Here is a 17,602-nt window from a genome sequence, read left to right on the forward strand (position 1 = left end):
CTCATGCCATGGCGATCAAACAATTGATAAAACGCACCAGCGGCTGGCTCTATCTCAACTCGTCCGTGGGGCGCAACCAGTTGCACGGGGCCGGGGTCATTCTGATGCTCCACCGAGTGCTGGCCAACGACCGTGCCGCCAGCCTGCCGCACCGCAATGAACTGTGCGTCGGCCCGCAGGCGTTCGAACACCTGCTGGTGTGGCTGCGCAAGCATTTCGATTGCGTGCCGCTGATGGAGTTGCTGCAGCCCAGCGCCCTGCGCACCGAGCGCCCGCGCGTGGCGCTGACGTTCGATGACGGCTGGCGCGACAACGCGGTCAACGCCTATCCGCTGTTGCAAAAACACCAGGTGCCGGCGAGCATTTTTCTCTCCACGGATTTCATTGGCAGCCGGCAACGTTTCTGGTGGGAAAGCGTGGGTGAAACGCTGTGGGGCAGCCATGGCGAAAAGGCGCGCATGCATCTGATCGAGTACCTGCGTAGCACCGGTCATCCACTGCCGGTGCTGCTCGACGATATCGATGTCGACCGGCGCAGCCTGGCGCTGCTGCATTACCTGCAAGGGTTGAAGCGTCTCGAAGCGCAGGCACTTGAACGTCTGACCGATGAGTGTCCAACCGAGTCCTTGCCGCAAGCCCTGGACTGGCATCAGGTGCGCGCCATGGAAGCGTCCGGGCTGGTGCGTTTCGGCCCACACGGCGCCAGTCACGCAATCCTCACCGAACTCGATGAAGTGCGTCTGCGCGAAGAGATCAGCCGCAGTCGCGATGCCTTGCACAACGGCTGCAATCGGCCACTGCCGGTGTATTGCTACCCCAACGGCGACAACGATGAGCACGTGCGCGAGCAAGTCGCCAATCACGATTATCCGTTTGCCCTTGGCACGGCCAGTGGCCTCTATCGCGGCGTCGGCGACCCGTTGAACCTGCCGCGCTTTGGCGTCAGCCAACGCACCGCGCGCAATCCAGAGCTGCTGTCGTTACGGATCTTTCGCGGAGCACGGCCATGAGTCGCGGTAGCTACCTCAAGCATCTGGCCCTGAGCATGGGCACCAAATTGGCGATGATCGGCTTGCGCCTGCTGCGCAATGTGTTGCTGGCGCGGATTCTCGGCCCGAGTGAGCGCGGATTGTTCGCCCTGCTCAGCACCCTGCCGGATCTGATCAGCGCGGCGACCAGCGGCGGTCTGAATTCGGCAGTCGGTTATCAAGCGGCCAATCAGCGACCGATGGGCGTGTTGCTCGCTCAGGTGTTGGTGTTCGGCTGTCTTCTGGCCGGCCTGCTTACTTTGCTGGTGGTCGCTTTGGCCCGTGAGTTCGGCAGCGAACTCGATGTGACGATGCAGCTCGGTCTGCTGGCGTGGCTGTTGCTGCTGGCGGTGCCGCTGACCGTCCTTAAAAGCGGACTGTTGACCCTGCACAACGCGTCGGGCGGCGTGGTCGCATTCAACGTGCTGCGCCTGATCGAATCCCTGGCGCCGCTGCTGCTGTTTGTTGCGCTGTTCTGGATGTGGAAAGAGGCCGCACTCGAAGCCGCGCTGATCAGTTGGCTGGCCGGCATCAGCCTGGTGGTGCTGGTCGGCTGGATGTGGCTCAAACGCGCACAGCCGCTGCAACTGCAATGGGACCGTGCGAGCCAGAACGAGTTGCTGCGTTTCAGTGCGCGCAGCCATCCGGATCTGCTGTTTCAACAGGTGATTCTGCGCTCCGACTACCTGTTCATCGGCGCCCTGCTCGGCAGTACCGCGCTCGGCCACTACGCCATGGCCAGCGCCGCCGCCGAATTGCTGCTGATCGTTCCGGAAGCGGTCACCACCCCGCTGATGAAGCGACTGCTGCAACAGGACAAAGGCATGGACAAGGTCACGCCGCTGGCGCTGCGCCTGACCGCCACGGTGATGTTCGGCGCCTGCATCACCATGGCGCTGATCGGCGAATGGCTGATCGTCACCCTGTTCGGCGTCGCTTACCAGCCGGCCTACCCGGCGTTACTGGCTTTGCTGCCGGGGCTGTTGGGCCTGTGCTACGCAAGCATTCTGCGCCTGGATCTGATCGGCAAGAATCGCCCGGCCACGGTCTCGCTGATGATGGGGGTGGGCGCGCTGCTCAACCTTGGGCTGAACCTGCTCCTGATCCCGAGCTACGGCATCGTCGGCGCAGCAGCGGCGTCCTCGATCGCCTATCTGGCAGTGACCTTGGCGATGCTGGTGCTTTATTGCAGACTCAGCGGCGTACCGTTCTGGCACACGCTGTTCATCCTGCCCGGTGACTTCAGCCCGATGTGGCTGATGCTGCACCGTCGGAAGGCCGCATGAAGCGCCTGGCCCTGCTGCTCGGATTCGGCCTGACGCTGAACGCCTTCGCTGCGCCTGTGCAGTGGGGCGACATCCGCGACGGCAGCCTGTATCTGCAAGCCGACCACCCGGATACAGTCACCGTGCGCTGGGTTCCGGCGTGGCAGGCCGAGGCCAATGAAGAGCATATCTATCTGCTCGACGGCCACGGCCAGTTGCAAGGTGACCGCTTGATCGAGGCCGCCGAAGTGCGCGGTTCGCAGCGCTGGCCGCTGGTGCCCGGCGCTGCCAGTTATCGCCTGGAGATTCCCGGCTACAGCTTCCGCAGTTATCGCGTCGAGCATGACGATAAAACCGTGGCGCTGTTCAGTCCGGCCAAGGTGCATTTCAGTGTCGAAACCCGCAATGGCGATGAGCTGTTTTTCCAGGTGGCGCCGGGGGAACACGCGGTGCTGAACGGCAAATACCATGGCGGGGTCAGTGCGCTGCAAGCCCAGCGCGTGGACGATGGTCAACAACTGTCGTTGGCCCTCAAGCCTTACCGCGCCTATTGGCAATTTGATCAAGTGGCCTTGCCGGTCAGCGACCAGCCCCAGGTCTGGCGCTTGCGCCTGCAGGGCAGCGGCAAAGCGGCGTTCTGGCTCGATGGCACGGCCAATCTGTTTGCGCAAAATGCGCAGCAGCTCCAACCCTTGCGTGAAGAGCCGGGCCAGGTACGCCTGACCCTGCACGATAAGGTGCTCGGGCGCACCCCCGATCTGGGCATTGCCCTGCCCAATCTCATGCCGCCCGCGGCCAGTCATGCCGCACTGGATGCCTTGAAACCGAGTGCGGCAAGTTTTTACAGCTACGTTGACGTCACCTCGAAAAATGCCCGTGTCGAAGACCCGGTTCGTCAGCTCTATCAGACGCGCTTCGGCATCCGCCAGGATATCACCCTGCTCGCCGGCAGCGGGCGTCAGGCCGATCTGCGTGCCGACGTGCAAAGCAGCAACGGCCTTGAGGCATGGCTCGCCAGCACTCGCGCGCTGGCTGGTCAAGGCACGCATTACATCGGCTTCGCCGACGAACCGAACCTCAACTATTCGAGCTACGAAGATTTCCGGGCGATTTTTGTCAGCATGGCCCGCCAGGTGCGTAGCGACCCGGCCAATGCCAAGGCTGGTGTGCGCATCGCCATGCCCGCCAGTTCACGTCTGGTCAACGGGCCGTTCACCCGCAATGCGGCGAGCAAACGCGGTATCGATTGGGCCCGGCAACTGCTCAGCGAATCCGCCGATCAGGTCGACGCATTGGCCTGGCACGAATGGATGATCCGCGACCTGCTCGCCACCCGCGTCTACCGCGACAGCGTGCGCCGCGCCGCCGAACTGGTGGGGCTGGACGCTAAGGGTCAGCCACGCAAAGCGCTGCTGCTGGATCAGACCAATCTGTCCAGTGGCTCAGCCCTGAGCCCCTACGATCAGGAAACCCATTACACCGCGCTGTGGTGGGCCTCGGTGGTCATCAACGCCTCCCAGGACGGCCTGCTGAGCATGCTCAACTGGTTTCAGGCCGCCGACGAACCGCCCTACGGCAAGGGCATGGTGCGCATACAGGACGATGGTCGCTTCGAGCTGAAACCAGTGGGCCTTGCCCAGCAATTCATTGCCCGGCATTGGCTGCCGCACGTGCTGCAACTGGAGAACGACGCTTTTGAAGTGGATGTCCTGGCGATGGCCGGCGACAAGCAGCGCGCACTGCTCGGAGTGAACAAAGGCACGCGCCTGCAACGGGTTGATCTGAGCGGTGCCCGGTGCCCGCTGAATCAAAGCGCCTTGCGTTTGTTCGGCGCTGACAATCGCAGCCGCGACATACCGTTTGCCTGCGAAAACGGGCGCGTACGTTTCGAATTACCGGGGCAAACCGTGTTTGCCCTGAACTGGAGCGCTTCATGAACCGCCCTTCGATGTACTTCCCGCGAGCGTCTTGCTGTGCGTGGGAACTTCAACAGGAGAAGAGACCATGGATGTTTTGCAAAAACTCAGCGGACATATCCGTCGTAAAGGCCTGCGAGCGACCTTGGCGAAGATCCGCAGAATGTACATTTTTGCCCATCAACAATTGCTGTGGATGGAGCGCGATCTGGTCAGCCCCGTGCCACCGTACAGCCTCAAACCCTACCCGCCGCTGCGCGTCATGAAGATCACCGCAGACAACGCCAGCGCCTTCACCCGTTACTTCGGTGACCGCGTCGGTGTCATGGCCGAGCTGGCCCGTGAGGGTCACACCGGGCAGATGCATGTCGACGAGCATGGCGATGCCGTGGCGTTTATCTGGGGCACGCCGCGCGATTATTTTGATCGGCATTACTACGGTTGCCGGTTCCCGGTGAAACCCGGCGAGTTCTTTGAATTCGGTGGCGAAATGGCGCGCGCCTACTGGGGCACCGAATTGTCAGTCGATGTGCAAGTGCGCCTGTGGAAAACCATGGCCGCCCAAGGCTGCCGCAAAGTGGTCGATGTCTGTGATTCGACAAACATCCCCGCGCTCAAGCTGCACTTGCGCATGGGCTATACCGAACAACGGCGGATCATGAATATCTACACGCTGTTCGGCCGCTGGCGCTTCTACCGCGAAACCCGCTACAGCGATTCGCGCCTGGCGGCGCTGGGTAAAACTTCCCGTCCACCTGTCAAAGCAACGGCGGCCTGAACCCATGGTGATGCGATTCGAATGGCGCACGTCACTGTGCGCTGCCGACTTCCCGGCGACGGCCTATGAGGCATTGCGCCTGCGCGTGGCCGACCATACGCCATTCAACAGCCTCGGCTGGTTGTGCGCGGCAGAGCAAGCCTTGGGCGAGGGTCAGCGCCTGCACATTCTGCTCGGCTGGGACGCCGGGGAATTGCGTCTGTGCCTGCCACTGGTGGCCAGCCGCGAACGCTTCGCCGGCGTGCCGTTTCGTGTCTTGCATCACTTGGGTTATCCGCTGGCCGATCGCCTGGCGCTGCTGTCGTTGCTCGACGGCGAAGACATGCACAAGGCGCTGGTGCTGATCCGTGAGCATCTGCCCCATGCGCTGCTGCAACTCAATGAACTGTCGGAACCTGCCGGTGAAGAAAGTGCGCTCACCGAATGGATGGCGCGCAGTTCCACGGCTGAACGACGTCTGAGTTGTCGGGTGCCAGTACATCTGATCAGCGACGCCGATCATCAGGAGGTCTCCGGCGACCCGCGCTACAAGCTGCGTCGGGCGCGCAAACGGATTGCCGCATGCGGTGCGCAGATACGCCGGATCACCCCGGACGCGCTGAGTATGGGCGCCTTGCTGCAGTCCATCAGCGAAGTCGAAGCGGTGAGCTGGAAAGGCGATCAAGGCGTGGGGATTTTCGCCACGCCGCGCAGTCGCCAATGGATCGAACGCGCCTTCACCGCGCTCGCCGGCCAAGGCCTGGTACGCGTGGTGACACTCGAGCTGAATGGCCGCTGCATCAGCTATCGCCTCGGCCTGCTCGAACAGGGTCGGCTCTACGATTACAACCTGGCGTTCTTGCCGCAGCACGCCGACCTCGGTAGCGGCCGGGTGTTGCTGGAGGAATGGATTCGCTGGGGGCTGGATGAGCACTGGCGCTGGATCGATGCGTCGCGGGTCAGCCTGGACAACTCCAGCCATCAACTGCATGAACGCATGACCGGGCAACTGGAACACTGGCGCTGGAGTTTCTACTCGTGGCGCCCAAGCGGTTTGCTGCTGGGCCTGGGGCTACGCCTTTGGCACCACGTCAAACCGGCCCTGCAAAAATGGCGCGCACAGCGCGCCGGCAACTCGACGGCGGCAAATTCATCCGAAATTCAACCGGCAACACCATCCAACACACCTGGGCTAGCGCCTCGGAGGGCATCATGAGCGTCATCGAAAAACTGCTTCTGCGCATCAAACAAAAAGGCCTGCGCCGCACCCTTGGCGCGCTGTGGAAACGTTACGTGTTCGCTCACCGTGAATTGCTGTGGATGGAGCGCGATCTGGTCACGCCGATTGCCCCGAACAAACTGCGCCCCTGCGAAGGTTTGCGCAGAGTCGACATCACCGAGGACAACGCCAAGGCATTCGGCAAGTACTTTGGTGACCGCGTGGAGACCATGGCCGAGCTGGCCGCTGAAGGGCATACAGGGCATATGTACCTGGACCAGGACGATCACACCGTCGGGTTCGTCTGGGCCAGCACTCGCGACTATTACGACCGCCACTTCTACCGCTGCACGTTCCCGGTCAAGCCCGGGGAATACTTTCAGTTCGGCGCGGAAATTACCCGGCACTATTTCGGCAGTACCTTGACCGTCGATGCACAGACCGCACTGTGGCAAGTCATGTCTGCGCGAGGCTTCAAAAAAGTGGTGGATATCTGCGACGGTGCCAATGTGCAGGCGCTGAAGATGCATATGCGCCTGGGCTATCAGGAACAAGGGCATATCACCCATGTATACGACGTGTTCGGGCACTGGCGTTTCTTCCGCGAATCGCACTACAGCGGTTCAAGGCTGGAGGCGCTGCGCAAGCCGGAAAGACCGGTAGTGACGACGGCGGCGCAGGCGTGATTCAGTCTGGATATTTGTGGCGGCCTTGATGCCGCAATCGCGAGCAGGCTCACTCCTACACGGGAACGCATTTCAAATGTAGGAGTGAGTCTGCTCGCGATGAGGCCGGCAGCCGCATCGATCAATCAGGCCTTGATGGCGACGAGGGTAAAGCACATCGGCATCTGCGCCTCTCGATTCAGATACCGGTCATACACCTCTTCCCGATTCGAATGCGCATACTCCTTGAAGTGCGCAATATTCAGCCCTGCGCCGATGGCGCCACTGAAGATCGCCCCCAGCGTATGCACAAACCAATACGACTTCGCCGCCGGCTGTTCAACTTTGCCGACATAGACAATCGGTTCTTCCTGCACAAACGGTTCGGCGCGGAAATACGAGCTGGCGAGGCGGTACGGATCCGCAGCGTCAGGATCGAGCATTTCCAGGAATGGATGGGTTTCGTAGATGACCAGTTTGCCGCCCGGCTTCAGGGTTGCGGCGACATGGCGGAAGAATTCGCCGATGTCGGGCATCCAGTTGAGTACGCCGATGGTGATCAGCGCCACATCGAAGCGATTCAGCAATGACGCTGGCAAATGATGGATATCGCTTTCGATGAATTCGGCGCTGTGCGGGGAACGCTTGTTCAGCTCTCGCGCCTGTTCGAGAAACGCCGCCGATTGATCGACACCGACCACGCTTCTGGCACCCAGCGCAAACAGCGAGAGACTCTCGCGGCCATTGTTGCAGCCCAGTTGAATCACGTCCTTGCCATCGACCTCCAGCAACTCACTCAGGGTCTCATCGAGGCAAGAGAAATCCGCCTGCTCAACCTCGCGGAGCAAGGCTTGCCAGTCAGGCGAATCCTGATGATGACGAGCGGAATCGTTCCAAGCTTGTCGATTGCTTTCGATGGCGATTTTATTGTTCGGCACTTCCATGGCGCACTCCGATGTGGCTCTTGATTGAGCGGATGTGAGCATAGAACGGCTTCACGCAGGGGTCTGTTGCAATGTTGTAAGCCGTCGAGCGATAGCGGCTGTAGGACCAGGCGTCCAGAGATGATTCTCGTCCGAGTATCGCCCATGAAGAAGTGATGGCGGAAATGCATGCCTTGATCGAATCCATGCGAAAAAAAGGCCGAAGGAGCCACGCTATCAAAGATTGACGTGGCTCTGGTTCAGCCGCTCGCGCAGGAATTCGACCAGCGCCTGCACCGGTCTGGACGCCTGACGATGCTGCGGATACACCGCCGATAACGTCAGCGGTTCCGGACGCAAATCATCCAGCACCGGCACCAGCCGGCCATCCTTCAGCGCCGCGCCGACGATGAACGTCGGCAGATAGGTAATGCCCATCCCCTGCACCGCCGCATCCCGGAGCAACTCGCCGTTGTTCACGCGCATACGTCCGGTGACATTCACCAGCAGCGGCTTGCCCTGCCCGGCATTGAAACGCCATTGCACAGAACGCCCATGCCCATACGGCAGGCAGTCATGGCTGTGCAGATCTTCGGGTTTAAGCGGCGTGCCGCGCTCGGCGAGGTAGGCGGGACTGGCGCAGTACACGCGCTCGATCGACGCGATGCGCCGGGCAATCAGGGTCGAGTCTTCAAGCACGCCGATGCGCAGCGCCAGATCGTAGCCTTCACCGAGCAAATCCACCGGCCGATCACTCAGATCGACCTCAACCGTGACCTCGCGATAGCGCTGCAAGAACAGCGGCAGCAGACAACCGAGATGCGCCACGGCAAACGACAGCGGCGCACTCAAGCGAATCGTCCCGCGTGGCTCGGCGGTTTGCCCGGCGATGCCCTGCTCCACTTGCTCGACTTCACCCAACAGGCGCAACGCCGATTCGTAATAACTCTGCCCCAGCGGGGTGACGTCCAGGCGCCGCGTCGAGCGGTTCAGCAACCGCACGCCGAGGCGCTCCTCCAGTTGCATCAAGCGTCGGCTGACGAACTGCTTGGACAGCCCCAACTGATCGGCCGCTGAGGTGAAGCTGCCGGAGTCCATGACCTGGCAAAAAATACGCATGTCTTCGAACGGGTTCATTGTCACTCTCTGGTAGACAGTTAAACGCTTTATAGCCGCTTTTTCACTTTTCGGCAGCCCATTAATCTGTGCTCACGGTGTTGCTGAGGCCGCAAATCCAGTGCCACAGCAGCCCGCAACTCAGGCAAACAATCAAAATTATTCAAAAGGATTTCCACCCATGAACATCGTCAAGAAAACCCTCGCCGCGTCCCTCCTCGCCCTTTCCGTCAGCTGCGCTTTTGCGGCCGGCAGCCCTGGTGTGGAACACAACACCCAGGCGTTCCTCGATGCCCTCGCCGCTGGCGGTGGTCGTCCGCTGGAACAACTGAGCCCGAAAGACGCCCGTGCGGTGCTGACCGGCGCCCAGGCTTCGGTGAAAGTGGATCTGTCCGGTGTTGAAGTCAGCGACAAGGCGATCAAGGTCGATGGCCAGACCATCAACCTGAAAGTGGTGCGGCCGGCCAAGGTCAAAGGCCAGTTGCCGGTGTTCATGTTCTTCCACGGTGGCGGCTGGGTACTCGGCGATTACCCGACGCATCAGCGCCTGATTCGGGATCTGGTGGTGGGTTCCGGGGCGGTCGCGGTATACGTCGATTACACGCCGTCGCCGGAAGCGCAGTACCCGACCGCGATCAACCAGGCTTACGCCGCGACCAAATGGGTGGCCGAGCACGGCAAGGACATCGGTGTCGACGGCAAGCGTCTGGCGGTGGCCGGCAACAGCGTCGGCGGCAACATGGCGGCGGTCGTGGCGTTGATGGCCAAGGAACAGCAAACCCCGGCGCTGCGCTTCCAGCTGCTGATGTGGCCGGTGACCAACGCGCAATTCGACGACGGTTCGTACCAGCAATTCGCCGAGGGCCATTTCCTCACCAAAGGCATGATGCAGTGGTTCTGGGACAACTACACCACCAACCCGGCCGAGCGTGCGCAGATCCACGCCTCGCCGCTCAACGCCAGCGCCGAACAGCTCAAGGGCTTGCCGGCCGCGCTGGTACAGACCGCCGAATTCGACGTGCTGCGTGATGAAGGCGAAGGCTATGCGCGGCATCTGGATGCGGCCGGTGTGCCGGTGACCTCGGTGCGCTACAACGGGATGATTCATGACTTCGGCCTGCTCAATCCGCTGAGTCAGATTCCTGAGGTGAAAGCGGCGGTGCGACAGGCGGCGGCGGAACTGAAAACCCACTTGCAGCCTTAACGGCAAAAGATCGCAGCCTTCGGCAGCGCCTACATTGGAATGAGTTCTCCTGTAGGCGCTGCTGCAGGCTGCGATCTTTTTATTGGCAGACTTTGCGGAGCTTCGGTCATGACTCTTTTCTACACCCACCTGCTGTCCTGGAGCGCCGCCCTGCTGCTGCTCGACGCCGTGCTCTGGCACTTCTCGCCCTTCACCCATCGCGCCCCGAGAGTCGGTGTGCGGCTGGTGCTGTTTCTGGCGTTCACGGCGCTGGTGATCAACGCCGGTGTGAGCCCGCTGCAAGCACCGCTGTTCGCCGATGACCGTGTCGCGCAACTGGGGGCGACGGCGTTGGGGATTCTCTGGTGGCTGTACGCCGCGCGGGTGCTGACCGAAGTCATCGGCCTGGCGCTGATGCGCCGCATCGGCCACAGCGGTCGTTTGCTGCAAGACGTGATCGGCGCCCTGGTTTTTCTGGTCGCCACCGTCGCCGCCGCCGGTTACGTGCTGGAGCTGCCGGTGAAAGGCTTGCTGGCGACCTCGGGGGTGGTGGCGATCGTTGTCGGTCTGGCGCTGCAAAGCACCCTCGCCGATGTCTTTTCCGGGATCGTGCTCAACACCACCAAGCCGTATCAGGTGGATGATTTTGTGGTGATCGACGGCGTCGAAGGCAAAGTCTTCGACATCGACTGGCGCGCCACACACCTGCTGACCAGCGCCGGGACCATGGCCGTGGTGCCGAACTCGGTGGCGGCCAAGGCGAAGATCGTCAACCTCAGCCGCCCGAACAACATGCACGGTGTGTCGATCAGCATTCAGGTGCCGAATCATATTCGCCCGCGGCGAGTACTGGATGCGCTTGATCGTACCTTGCAGGGCAGCAGCTCTCTTCTTCTCAGCCCGGCGCCAAAAGCCGTACTGAAAGAGGCCGGGGAAACCATGTCGGAATACGTCGCCAGCGGCTTCATCGCCGAGCTCGGCAAGAAAAGCGAAGTGCGCAATCAGCTGTTCGACCTCGCCCACCGCCATCTCGAAGCGGCCGGCATTTCGCGGCATCCGGACGGCGTGATCGAACCGTCGACCCGTGCTCGTGCATTGCTCGATGAAGTGAAAATCTTCCGCTCGCTGAGCAGCGAAGAACGTGATCGTCTGGCGGAATCGATGGTTGCGCAGCAATACACCGCCGGCCAAGTGGTGCTGGATCTGGATGAAGTGCCGGACAGTCTGTTTGTGATTGCCACCGGGGTCGTCAGCGCGACGGTGCCGGACGGCGACAACAAGATCGAGGCCGGGCGCATGGGGCCAAGTGAGGTCATGGGTGAGCAGAGCATTCTGGCCGATACGCCGTCGCAAGCGACGTTCACGGCGCTGACGTCGAGCATCATCTATCGGCTGGACAAGAGTCTCACCCGTCAATGCATGGAAAAGCGCACCGAGGTTGGACGAGCGCTGAATAAATTGCAGGCGGTGCGTCAGCAGAACAGTCGCCTCGCGTTGATGGCCAAGCCAGTGGCGGTTAGGAAAGGTGGGTTTCTCGGTTGGTTGCAAAAGCGGTGATGCGAAGATTTCAAGATCAAAAGCCTACCCCCTCACCCCAGCCCTCTCCCCCAAGGGGGCGAGGGGGAAAGGGAGCCGATCTCCGTATGCTTCAAGTCCGGAGTTCGGCTCGATTTCCCCAGGTCGGTGTATCCCGAAAACCCCTCGGTCAGTCCCCTCTCCCCCCAAGACCTCGAGGGGAAAGGGAGCCGATCTTCGGCGTATTCAAGACCGGAGTTCGGCTCGGTATTGCACGTCGGCGTACTTCTAAAGACCCCCTCGGTCAGTCCCCTCTCCCTCCGGGAGAGGGTTAGGGTGAGGGGCTTTTCAAACTCACATCCAATTACTTGGCAGTGAACTTGGTATAGCTGTTGATCAGGTTGCGGTAGTTGGGCAGACGCTCCGACAGCAGATGCGCCAGACCTTCCATGTCATTGCGCCAGTCGCCCTGCAGCTCGCACGCCACCGAGAACCAGTTCAGCAGATGTGCACCCGCCGCCGACATCCGCGCCCACGCCGCTTGCTGCACGGTGGTGTTGAAGGTGCCGGACGAGTCGGTCACCACAAACACTTCGTAACCTTCAGCAATCGCCGACAAGGTCGGGAACGCTACGCAAACGTCAGTCACCACACCGGCGATGATCAGTTGCTTGCGGCCGGTGGCCTTGATCGCTTTGACGAAGTCTTCGTTGTCCCAGGCATTGATCTGGCCCGGGCGCTGAATGAACGGCGCATCCGGAAACTGCTCGCGCAGCTCAGGCACGATCGGGCCGTTGGGACCGGCGTCAAAACTGGTGGTGAGGATGGTCGGCAGCTTGAAGAACTTGGCGATGTCGCCCAGCGCCAGCACGTTGTTCTTGAATTCGTTCGGAGTGAAATCCTGAACCAGCGAAATCAGACCGGTCTGGTGATCGACCAGCAGTACAACCGCATCATCTTTGTTCAGACGTGTGTAGGGAACGCTCATGGGAAAACTCCTGATGGACGGATGGATAAAGCGTGAAGCGCCGACCCGAGGGCCGGCGCTTCAGGGGAAATCAGAAAGCGAAGCAGGAACAGCCAAACGCGCCCCAGAAACCGGCGAAGTCGCTGACCGGCGCGTTCGACATCCGCGCCTTCTCATGACTGTGAGTGTGCACCGCGCACGGGCCGCTGCACTGGTGAACCTGCGCCTGCAACGGCGAATTCGGCCGCCAGTGGCCCGGGACTTTCACCACCGGTGACCAGTCCGGCAGCACCGGAATCGAGCGCGGGCCGAGGTCTTCGAAATCGCCGGCGGCGTAGACAATCTTGCCGCCGACCACGGTCATGACCGATTCGATCCACTTGATCGCTTCTTCCTCGACATGGAAGAAGTCCGCGCTCAGCGCCGCCAGATCCGCCAGTTGCCCGACCTTGATCTGGCCCTTCTTGCCCTGCTCCGAGGAAAACCAGGCGCTGCCGTGGGTGAACAACTCCAGCGCAGTGGCGCGCGGCAACCCTTCTTCATACAAGGCCAGACCGCCGACGGTGCGGCCGCTAACCATCCAGTACAACGAGGTCCACGGGTTGTAGCTGGACACCCGCGTCGCATCGGTGCCGGCGCCGACCGGTACGCCTTCGGCCAGCATGCGTTTGATCGGTGGTGTGGCTTCGGCGGCTTGTTTGCCGTAACGATCGACGAAGTACTCGCCCTGGAAGGCCATGCGATCCTGGATCGCAATGCCGCCGCCCAACGCCTTCACCCGTTCGATGTTCTGCGGGGTGATGGTTTCCGCGTGATCGAAGAACCATGGCAAGCCGTTGAACGGGATGTCACGGTTAATCTTCTCGAACACATCGAGCATGCGGCTGATCGATTCGTTGTAAGTGGCGTGCAGACGGAACGGCCAACGCTGCTCGACCAAGTGGCGCACCACCGGCTCCAGCTCTTCTTCCATGGTCTGCGGCAGGTCCGGGCGCGGTTCGAGGAAGTCCTCGAAGTCCGCCGCCGAGAACACCAGCATCTCGCCGGCACCGTTGTGGCGCAGGAAGTCGTCGCCCTGATGCAACTTGACGCTGCCGGTCCAGTTCTGAAAATCGGTCAGCTCTTCTTTCGGCTTCTGGGTGAACAGGTTGTAGGCGATGCGCACGGTCAACTGGTCGTCTTTGGCCAGTTGCTCGATCACCTGATAATCGTCCGGGTAGTTCTGGAAACCACCGCCGGCATCGATCGCACTGGTCAGGCCGAGGCGGTTGAGTTCGCGCATGAACTGGCGGGTCGAATTGACCTGATATTCCAGCGGCAGCTTCGGCCCCTTGGCCAGCGTCGAGTAAAGGATCATCGCGTTCGGCCGCGCCACCAGCATACCGGTCGGGTTGCCGTTGGCATCGCGGACGATCTCGCCACCCGGCGGGTTCGGCGTATCGCGGGTGTAACCGGCCACGCGCAGGGCGGCGCGGTTGAGCAGCGCGCGGTCATACAAGTGCAGGATGAACACCGGGGTGTCCGGCGCAGCCTGGTTGATTTCTTCGAGGGTCGGCATGCGTTTTTCGGCGAACTGGAATTCGTTCCAGCCACCGACCACGCGCACCCATTGCGGGGTCGGTGTGCGGTCAGCCTGATCCTTGAGCATGCGCAGCGCGTCGGCCAGCGACGGCACGCCTTCCCAGCGCAGTTCGAGGTTGTAGTTCAAACCGCCACGGATCAGGTGCAAGTGCGAGTCGTTGAGGCCCGGAATGACGCAGCGACCGTGCATATCGACCACTTGCGTGTTCGGCCCGCGCAGGGCCATGGCCTGGTTGTCATTGCCGACGACGACGAAGCGACCGTCCTTGATTGCCACGGCGCTGGCCAGTGGTTTGGTGCGGTCTACGGTATGAAACTGGCCATTGAATAAAATCAGATCGGCGCTCATCGCAGTTCCTCAAGCAAAGTGAAAAGAAGCGAACCCCGCGCGCTCAGCGCGGCGAGGTTTCTTGGGAATCGAGGTGTTCATGGGTCTGGCTGGCTTCCAGCCATGGCGTAAACAAACGAGTGACGGGCGGCATCACCACGTACACCACCGACAGGACGATGGTCAGAGTGATCAGGAACGTGGCGATCACGTAATTGGAAAGGAGCGGATGCAACGCCAGCAGCGGCCCCCAGATCAGCGGCACGAGCAAGGTGTGCGGCAGGATCACCAGCAGCGAGACGACGGCCTGCTTCCAGCGCGGCGGCGGCGAAGCGGCATCGGCCAGCGGCGAAAACCAGAATTCATTGATCGGCGCGACTTCGGTCTGATCGCCGTCAGCCAGCATGGGCGCGGCTTCGGCGACCAGTGCCTGACGCTGCGGCGACTCCAGCCAGCCTTGCATGGCTTCGGTGGAGCTGAAGCGCAGCACGCAGGTGTAGAAATCGAGACGGCCGCGCTTGCCACGCACCACATCCACGCCCAAATGCCCTTCACGCTGCCCCGCCACGCGGACGATATTGCGCAGCCAGGCTTCATACGCCGACTCGAAACCGGCCTTGACCCGGTGTTTGATGATCAGCGTGACCGTCTCATCGGCCCCCGGTGTTTGTGGATTGAGGACTTCAGGCATAACGCAACACTCCGGGCAAACGAACAGAAATCGCCAGCCGTCCCGGCCCGGCGATCAACACAGTGGTAAACAGGATCAACAGCAACCAGCCGAACTGCCCTTCGGCCACACTCCATTGCGGATGCACGACCAACAGCGCCACCAGCAGCACAAAGAGAATAGGCAAGCACGCCAATCGCGCCAGCACCCCGGCGACAATCAGTAGTGGGCAGAGGACTTCGGCGAACATCGCCAGGATCAGGGTGAGGTGGGCACCGAGGTGGAACGGGTCCTCGATCAGTTGCAGTTGCGCGGTGAAATCGAGCAGCTTGGGCAAGCCGTGGACCCACAGCAGGAACAATCCGCCGCTGACCCGCAGGAACAGCAAACCGATGTCGCGCGCCTGTTCATCTGTTGAGGCATTCATGACCCGACCCTTGAAATGTCATTGGCTGGAATCATGCCAATGATGGTCGGGAGGAAATTGGATGGGTGTGCTCAGTTCTGCGGCATTCCAAAATTCTTGGAACACCGCGAATCCCTGTGGGAGCGAGCTTGCTCGCGAAAGCGGCGTGTCATTCAAAGTATTTATAACTGACCCGACGCCTTCGCGAGCAAGCTCGCTCCCACAAGGAATGGGGTCAGGCAGGTAGCTCGAGGTTATCCAGCACTCGATTCACCGCCAGCTCACCGAGCATGATCAATTGCGCAATCCCCATCAACGCCCGGCGCTGCGGCGCGGGCAACAGGTGGGCGACGTCCTGGGCGATGGTTTTGGCCGAGGCGAGTGTTTCACTGGCATCGGTCAGCAGTTCTTCGCTTTTGGTGTCAGCGGTTACGGCGTACATGCCACGGGTTCTACGTGAGGGTGGCGTAGAGCCGGGAGGCAGAAGGTAATGGTCGAGGGCGCGGTCAGCGGCTTCGTGGAGTTTTCGGGAATCGATGGATTCGTAGGGGGATGTGGGGTCGATGTCTGGCGGGTTGGGTGTGACTTTGAACATGGTGAATCTCCGTGAAGGACTGAGCCGCCACGACTTATCGCTAAACAAGTTGAGGGTGGCGGCTGTACGCAGGTTAGCGATCCGGGTCACAGAAACCCCGGGTAGACCTTGCGGTCTCCCACGCACAGCCACCATGACGCGATCGTTTGAGGAAAATCCACAATCGAGAGAGGAGCGTTGTTGCGTCTGTATTCGGAACCGGATCGCTAAACCCGATCGCTGAACTATTCAGCGACCACCAAACGATAGAGACCCGACCACAAGCGCACAAGCCGGCGGATTCTGGCGTAGCTGTAGGCAACGGCGCAAGGATGCGTAGCCTGAAAGAGTGTCTGCGGGTGTTGCTTAAACGGCGATGTTTAAACCACCAACAACTCAGGGATCACGCCGTCCCAATGTGGGAGCGAGCTTGCTCGCGAAAGCGGTGTGTCATTCGAAGTATTTATCGACTGATACGACGCCTTCGCGAGCAAGCTCGCTCCCACAGGGGATCAGTGCTGTATTTGAGATTTGCGCAGGGATTCAGCTAGCCGGAATATTCAGCGGCGCCGCCATGAACTGGCTGATCCGCGAACGCAACCATTTCTCCGCCGGGTCGTTGTCATGCACCCCGCTCCACGCCATCGACAATTGCGCCGCATCAATCGGGAACGGTGGATCTTCGGCGCGCAACGCACACCCTTCCACCAGCGCGCAGGCCGCGTAATCCGGCACGGTGGCGATCATCTCGGTGCCGGCAAGCAAGGCGCGCAGGCCGCTGAACTGCGGCACGCCCAGCACCACGCGGCGCGAACGGCCGACCTTGGCCAAATCCAGATCGATATTGCCGCTCAGGTCGCCCGAGAACGACACCATCGCATGCGGGCGCTCGCAGTATTCGTCGAGCGTCAGCGGCCCCGGGCGATCGTCGCCGCGCAAAACCTTGCAGGGAATGTCGCGCAAGGTCTTGCGCTTGGCGTTGGCCGGCAGATCGGTGGTGTAGCTGACGCCCACCGAGATTTCCCCGGACGCCAGCAGCGTCGGCATCAGCAGATAATTGGCGCGGCGCACCACCACGACAATTCCCGGCGCCTCTTGCTGAAGCTGACGCAGCAACGGCGGAAACAGACCGAATTCGGCGTCGTCCGACAGGCCGATGCGAAACACGTCGCAACTGCTCGCCGGTTCGAACTCCTTGGCCCGGCTGACCGCACCGGAGATAACATCCATCGCCGGCTGCAGCTCCTTGAGAATCGCCAGCGCCCGCGCGGTCGGTTCCATGCCGCGACCGTTGCGCAGCAGTAATGGATCGTCGAACAGATCGCGCAGCCGCCCCAACGCGGCGCTGACGGCCGGTTGCCCCATGAACAGTTTTTCGGCGACGCGGGTCAGGTTTTTTTCGAACATCAGTGCTTCGAAAATCACCAGCAGGTTCATGTCGACGCGACGCAGATCGTTACGGTTCATGGGCATGTTTTCCTTTTCGGTG

16 protein-coding genes are annotated in these 17,602 nt (G+C 61.3%); 8 read left to right on the forward strand and 8 right to left on the reverse strand.

The window, feature by feature from the left end:
* Positions 1 to 8: 8 nt before the first annotated feature.
* From ACM6IV_RS11610 to ACM6IV_RS11635, 6 genes are all read left to right on the forward strand, one after another.
* Positions 9 to 1,010 carry a polysaccharide deacetylase family protein gene (locus ACM6IV_RS11610; protein ID WP_414870089.1) on the forward strand — a complete coding sequence of 334 codons (1,002 nt, stop codon included), beginning with the start codon at positions 9 to 11 and terminating at the stop codon, positions 1,008 to 1,010.
* A complete protein-coding gene (locus ACM6IV_RS11615; RefSeq protein WP_414870090.1) occupies positions 1,007 to 2,314 on the forward strand; it encodes an oligosaccharide flippase family protein in 1,308 nt (435 codons plus the stop codon). The genes ACM6IV_RS11610 and ACM6IV_RS11615 overlap by 4 nt, the downstream gene beginning before the upstream one ends.
* A complete protein-coding gene (locus tag ACM6IV_RS11620) occupies positions 2,311 to 4,230 on the forward strand; it encodes a hypothetical protein (RefSeq protein ID WP_414870091.1) in 1,920 nt (639 codons plus the stop codon). Before ACM6IV_RS11615 ends, ACM6IV_RS11620 begins: the two co-directional genes overlap by 4 nt.
* A 67-nt stretch (positions 4,231 to 4,297) precedes the next feature.
* Positions 4,298 to 4,987, forward strand: a complete 690-nt coding sequence (locus tag ACM6IV_RS11625) for a GNAT family N-acetyltransferase (RefSeq protein WP_414870092.1) — start codon at positions 4,298 to 4,300, stop codon at positions 4,985 to 4,987.
* 4 nt (positions 4,988 to 4,991) lie between these two features.
* The gene (locus ACM6IV_RS11630) at positions 4,992 to 6,182 is read left to right on the forward strand and encodes a GNAT family N-acetyltransferase (RefSeq protein ID WP_414870093.1); all 1,191 of its coding nucleotides are present in this window, start codon (positions 4,992 to 4,994) and stop codon (positions 6,180 to 6,182) included.
* Positions 6,179 to 6,871 (forward strand): N-acetyltransferase, encoded by a 693-nt coding sequence (locus tag ACM6IV_RS11635; protein ID WP_414870094.1) that lies wholly within the window; start codon positions 6,179 to 6,181, stop codon positions 6,869 to 6,871. The genes ACM6IV_RS11630 and ACM6IV_RS11635 overlap by 4 nt, the downstream gene beginning before the upstream one ends.
* 125 nt (positions 6,872 to 6,996) lie before the next feature.
* On the opposite strand, the gene ACM6IV_RS11640 is transcribed toward ACM6IV_RS11635, so the two are convergent.
* The gene (locus tag ACM6IV_RS11640; RefSeq protein ID WP_414870095.1) at positions 6,997 to 7,794 is read right to left on the reverse strand and encodes a class I SAM-dependent methyltransferase; all 798 of its coding nucleotides are present in this window, start codon (positions 7,792 to 7,794) and stop codon (positions 6,997 to 6,999) included.
* 216 nt (positions 7,795 to 8,010) lie between these two features.
* Complete coding sequence (locus ACM6IV_RS11645) at positions 8,011 to 8,910, reverse strand: LysR family transcriptional regulator (RefSeq protein ID WP_414870096.1); 900 nt, start codon at positions 8,908 to 8,910, stop codon at positions 8,011 to 8,013.
* 160 nt (positions 8,911 to 9,070) lie between these two features.
* On the opposite strand from ACM6IV_RS11645, the gene ACM6IV_RS11650 reads away from it, so the two are divergent.
* Together ACM6IV_RS11650 and ACM6IV_RS11655 are read left to right on the forward strand one after the other, a co-directional pair.
* The gene (locus ACM6IV_RS11650; RefSeq protein ID WP_414870097.1) at positions 9,071 to 10,093 is read left to right on the forward strand and encodes an alpha/beta hydrolase; all 1,023 of its coding nucleotides are present in this window, start codon (positions 9,071 to 9,073) and stop codon (positions 10,091 to 10,093) included.
* A 108-nt stretch (positions 10,094 to 10,201) separates the two neighbouring features.
* Positions 10,202 to 11,629, forward strand: coding sequence for a mechanosensitive ion channel domain-containing protein (locus ACM6IV_RS11655; RefSeq protein WP_414870098.1), 1,428 nt, complete (start codon positions 10,202 to 10,204; stop codon positions 11,627 to 11,629).
* 322 nt (positions 11,630 to 11,951) lie between these two features.
* Here the strand turns inward: ACM6IV_RS11655 and ycaC are convergent, their stop codons facing one another.
* From ycaC to ACM6IV_RS11685, 6 genes are all read right to left on the reverse strand, one after another.
* A complete protein-coding gene (gene ycaC / locus ACM6IV_RS11660) occupies positions 11,952 to 12,575 on the reverse strand; it encodes an isochorismate family cysteine hydrolase YcaC (RefSeq protein ID WP_007913541.1) in 624 nt (207 codons plus the stop codon).
* A 70-nt stretch (positions 12,576 to 12,645) separates the two neighbouring features.
* Complete coding sequence (locus tag ACM6IV_RS11665) at positions 12,646 to 14,484, reverse strand: amidohydrolase (RefSeq protein ID WP_414870099.1); 1,839 nt, start codon at positions 14,482 to 14,484, stop codon at positions 12,646 to 12,648.
* 43 nt (positions 14,485 to 14,527) lie between these two features.
* On the reverse strand, positions 14,528 to 15,154 hold the full coding sequence (locus ACM6IV_RS11670) for an antibiotic biosynthesis monooxygenase (RefSeq protein WP_414870100.1): 627 nt from the start codon (positions 15,152 to 15,154) through the stop codon (positions 14,528 to 14,530).
* Positions 15,147 to 15,560 carry a DoxX family protein gene (locus ACM6IV_RS11675; protein ID WP_414870101.1) on the reverse strand — a complete coding sequence of 138 codons (414 nt, stop codon included), beginning with the start codon at positions 15,558 to 15,560 and terminating at the stop codon, positions 15,147 to 15,149. Before ACM6IV_RS11675 ends, ACM6IV_RS11670 begins: the two co-directional genes overlap by 8 nt.
* A gap of 214 nt (positions 15,561 to 15,774) precedes the next feature.
* Positions 15,775 to 16,134, reverse strand: a complete 360-nt coding sequence (locus tag ACM6IV_RS11680) for a DUF6124 family protein (RefSeq protein WP_414870102.1) — start codon at positions 16,132 to 16,134, stop codon at positions 15,775 to 15,777.
* Between the two features lie 522 nt (positions 16,135 to 16,656).
* Positions 16,657 to 17,580: a LysR substrate-binding domain-containing protein gene (locus ACM6IV_RS11685; RefSeq protein ID WP_414870103.1), complete on the reverse strand. Its 924-nt coding sequence runs from the start codon at positions 17,578 to 17,580 to the stop codon at positions 16,657 to 16,659.
* Positions 17,581 to 17,602: the final 22 nt, after the last annotated feature.

Source organism: Pseudomonas sp. IT-347P, assembly GCF_949768005.1.
Lineage (GTDB): Bacteria > Pseudomonadota > Gammaproteobacteria > Pseudomonadales > Pseudomonadaceae > Aquipseudomonas.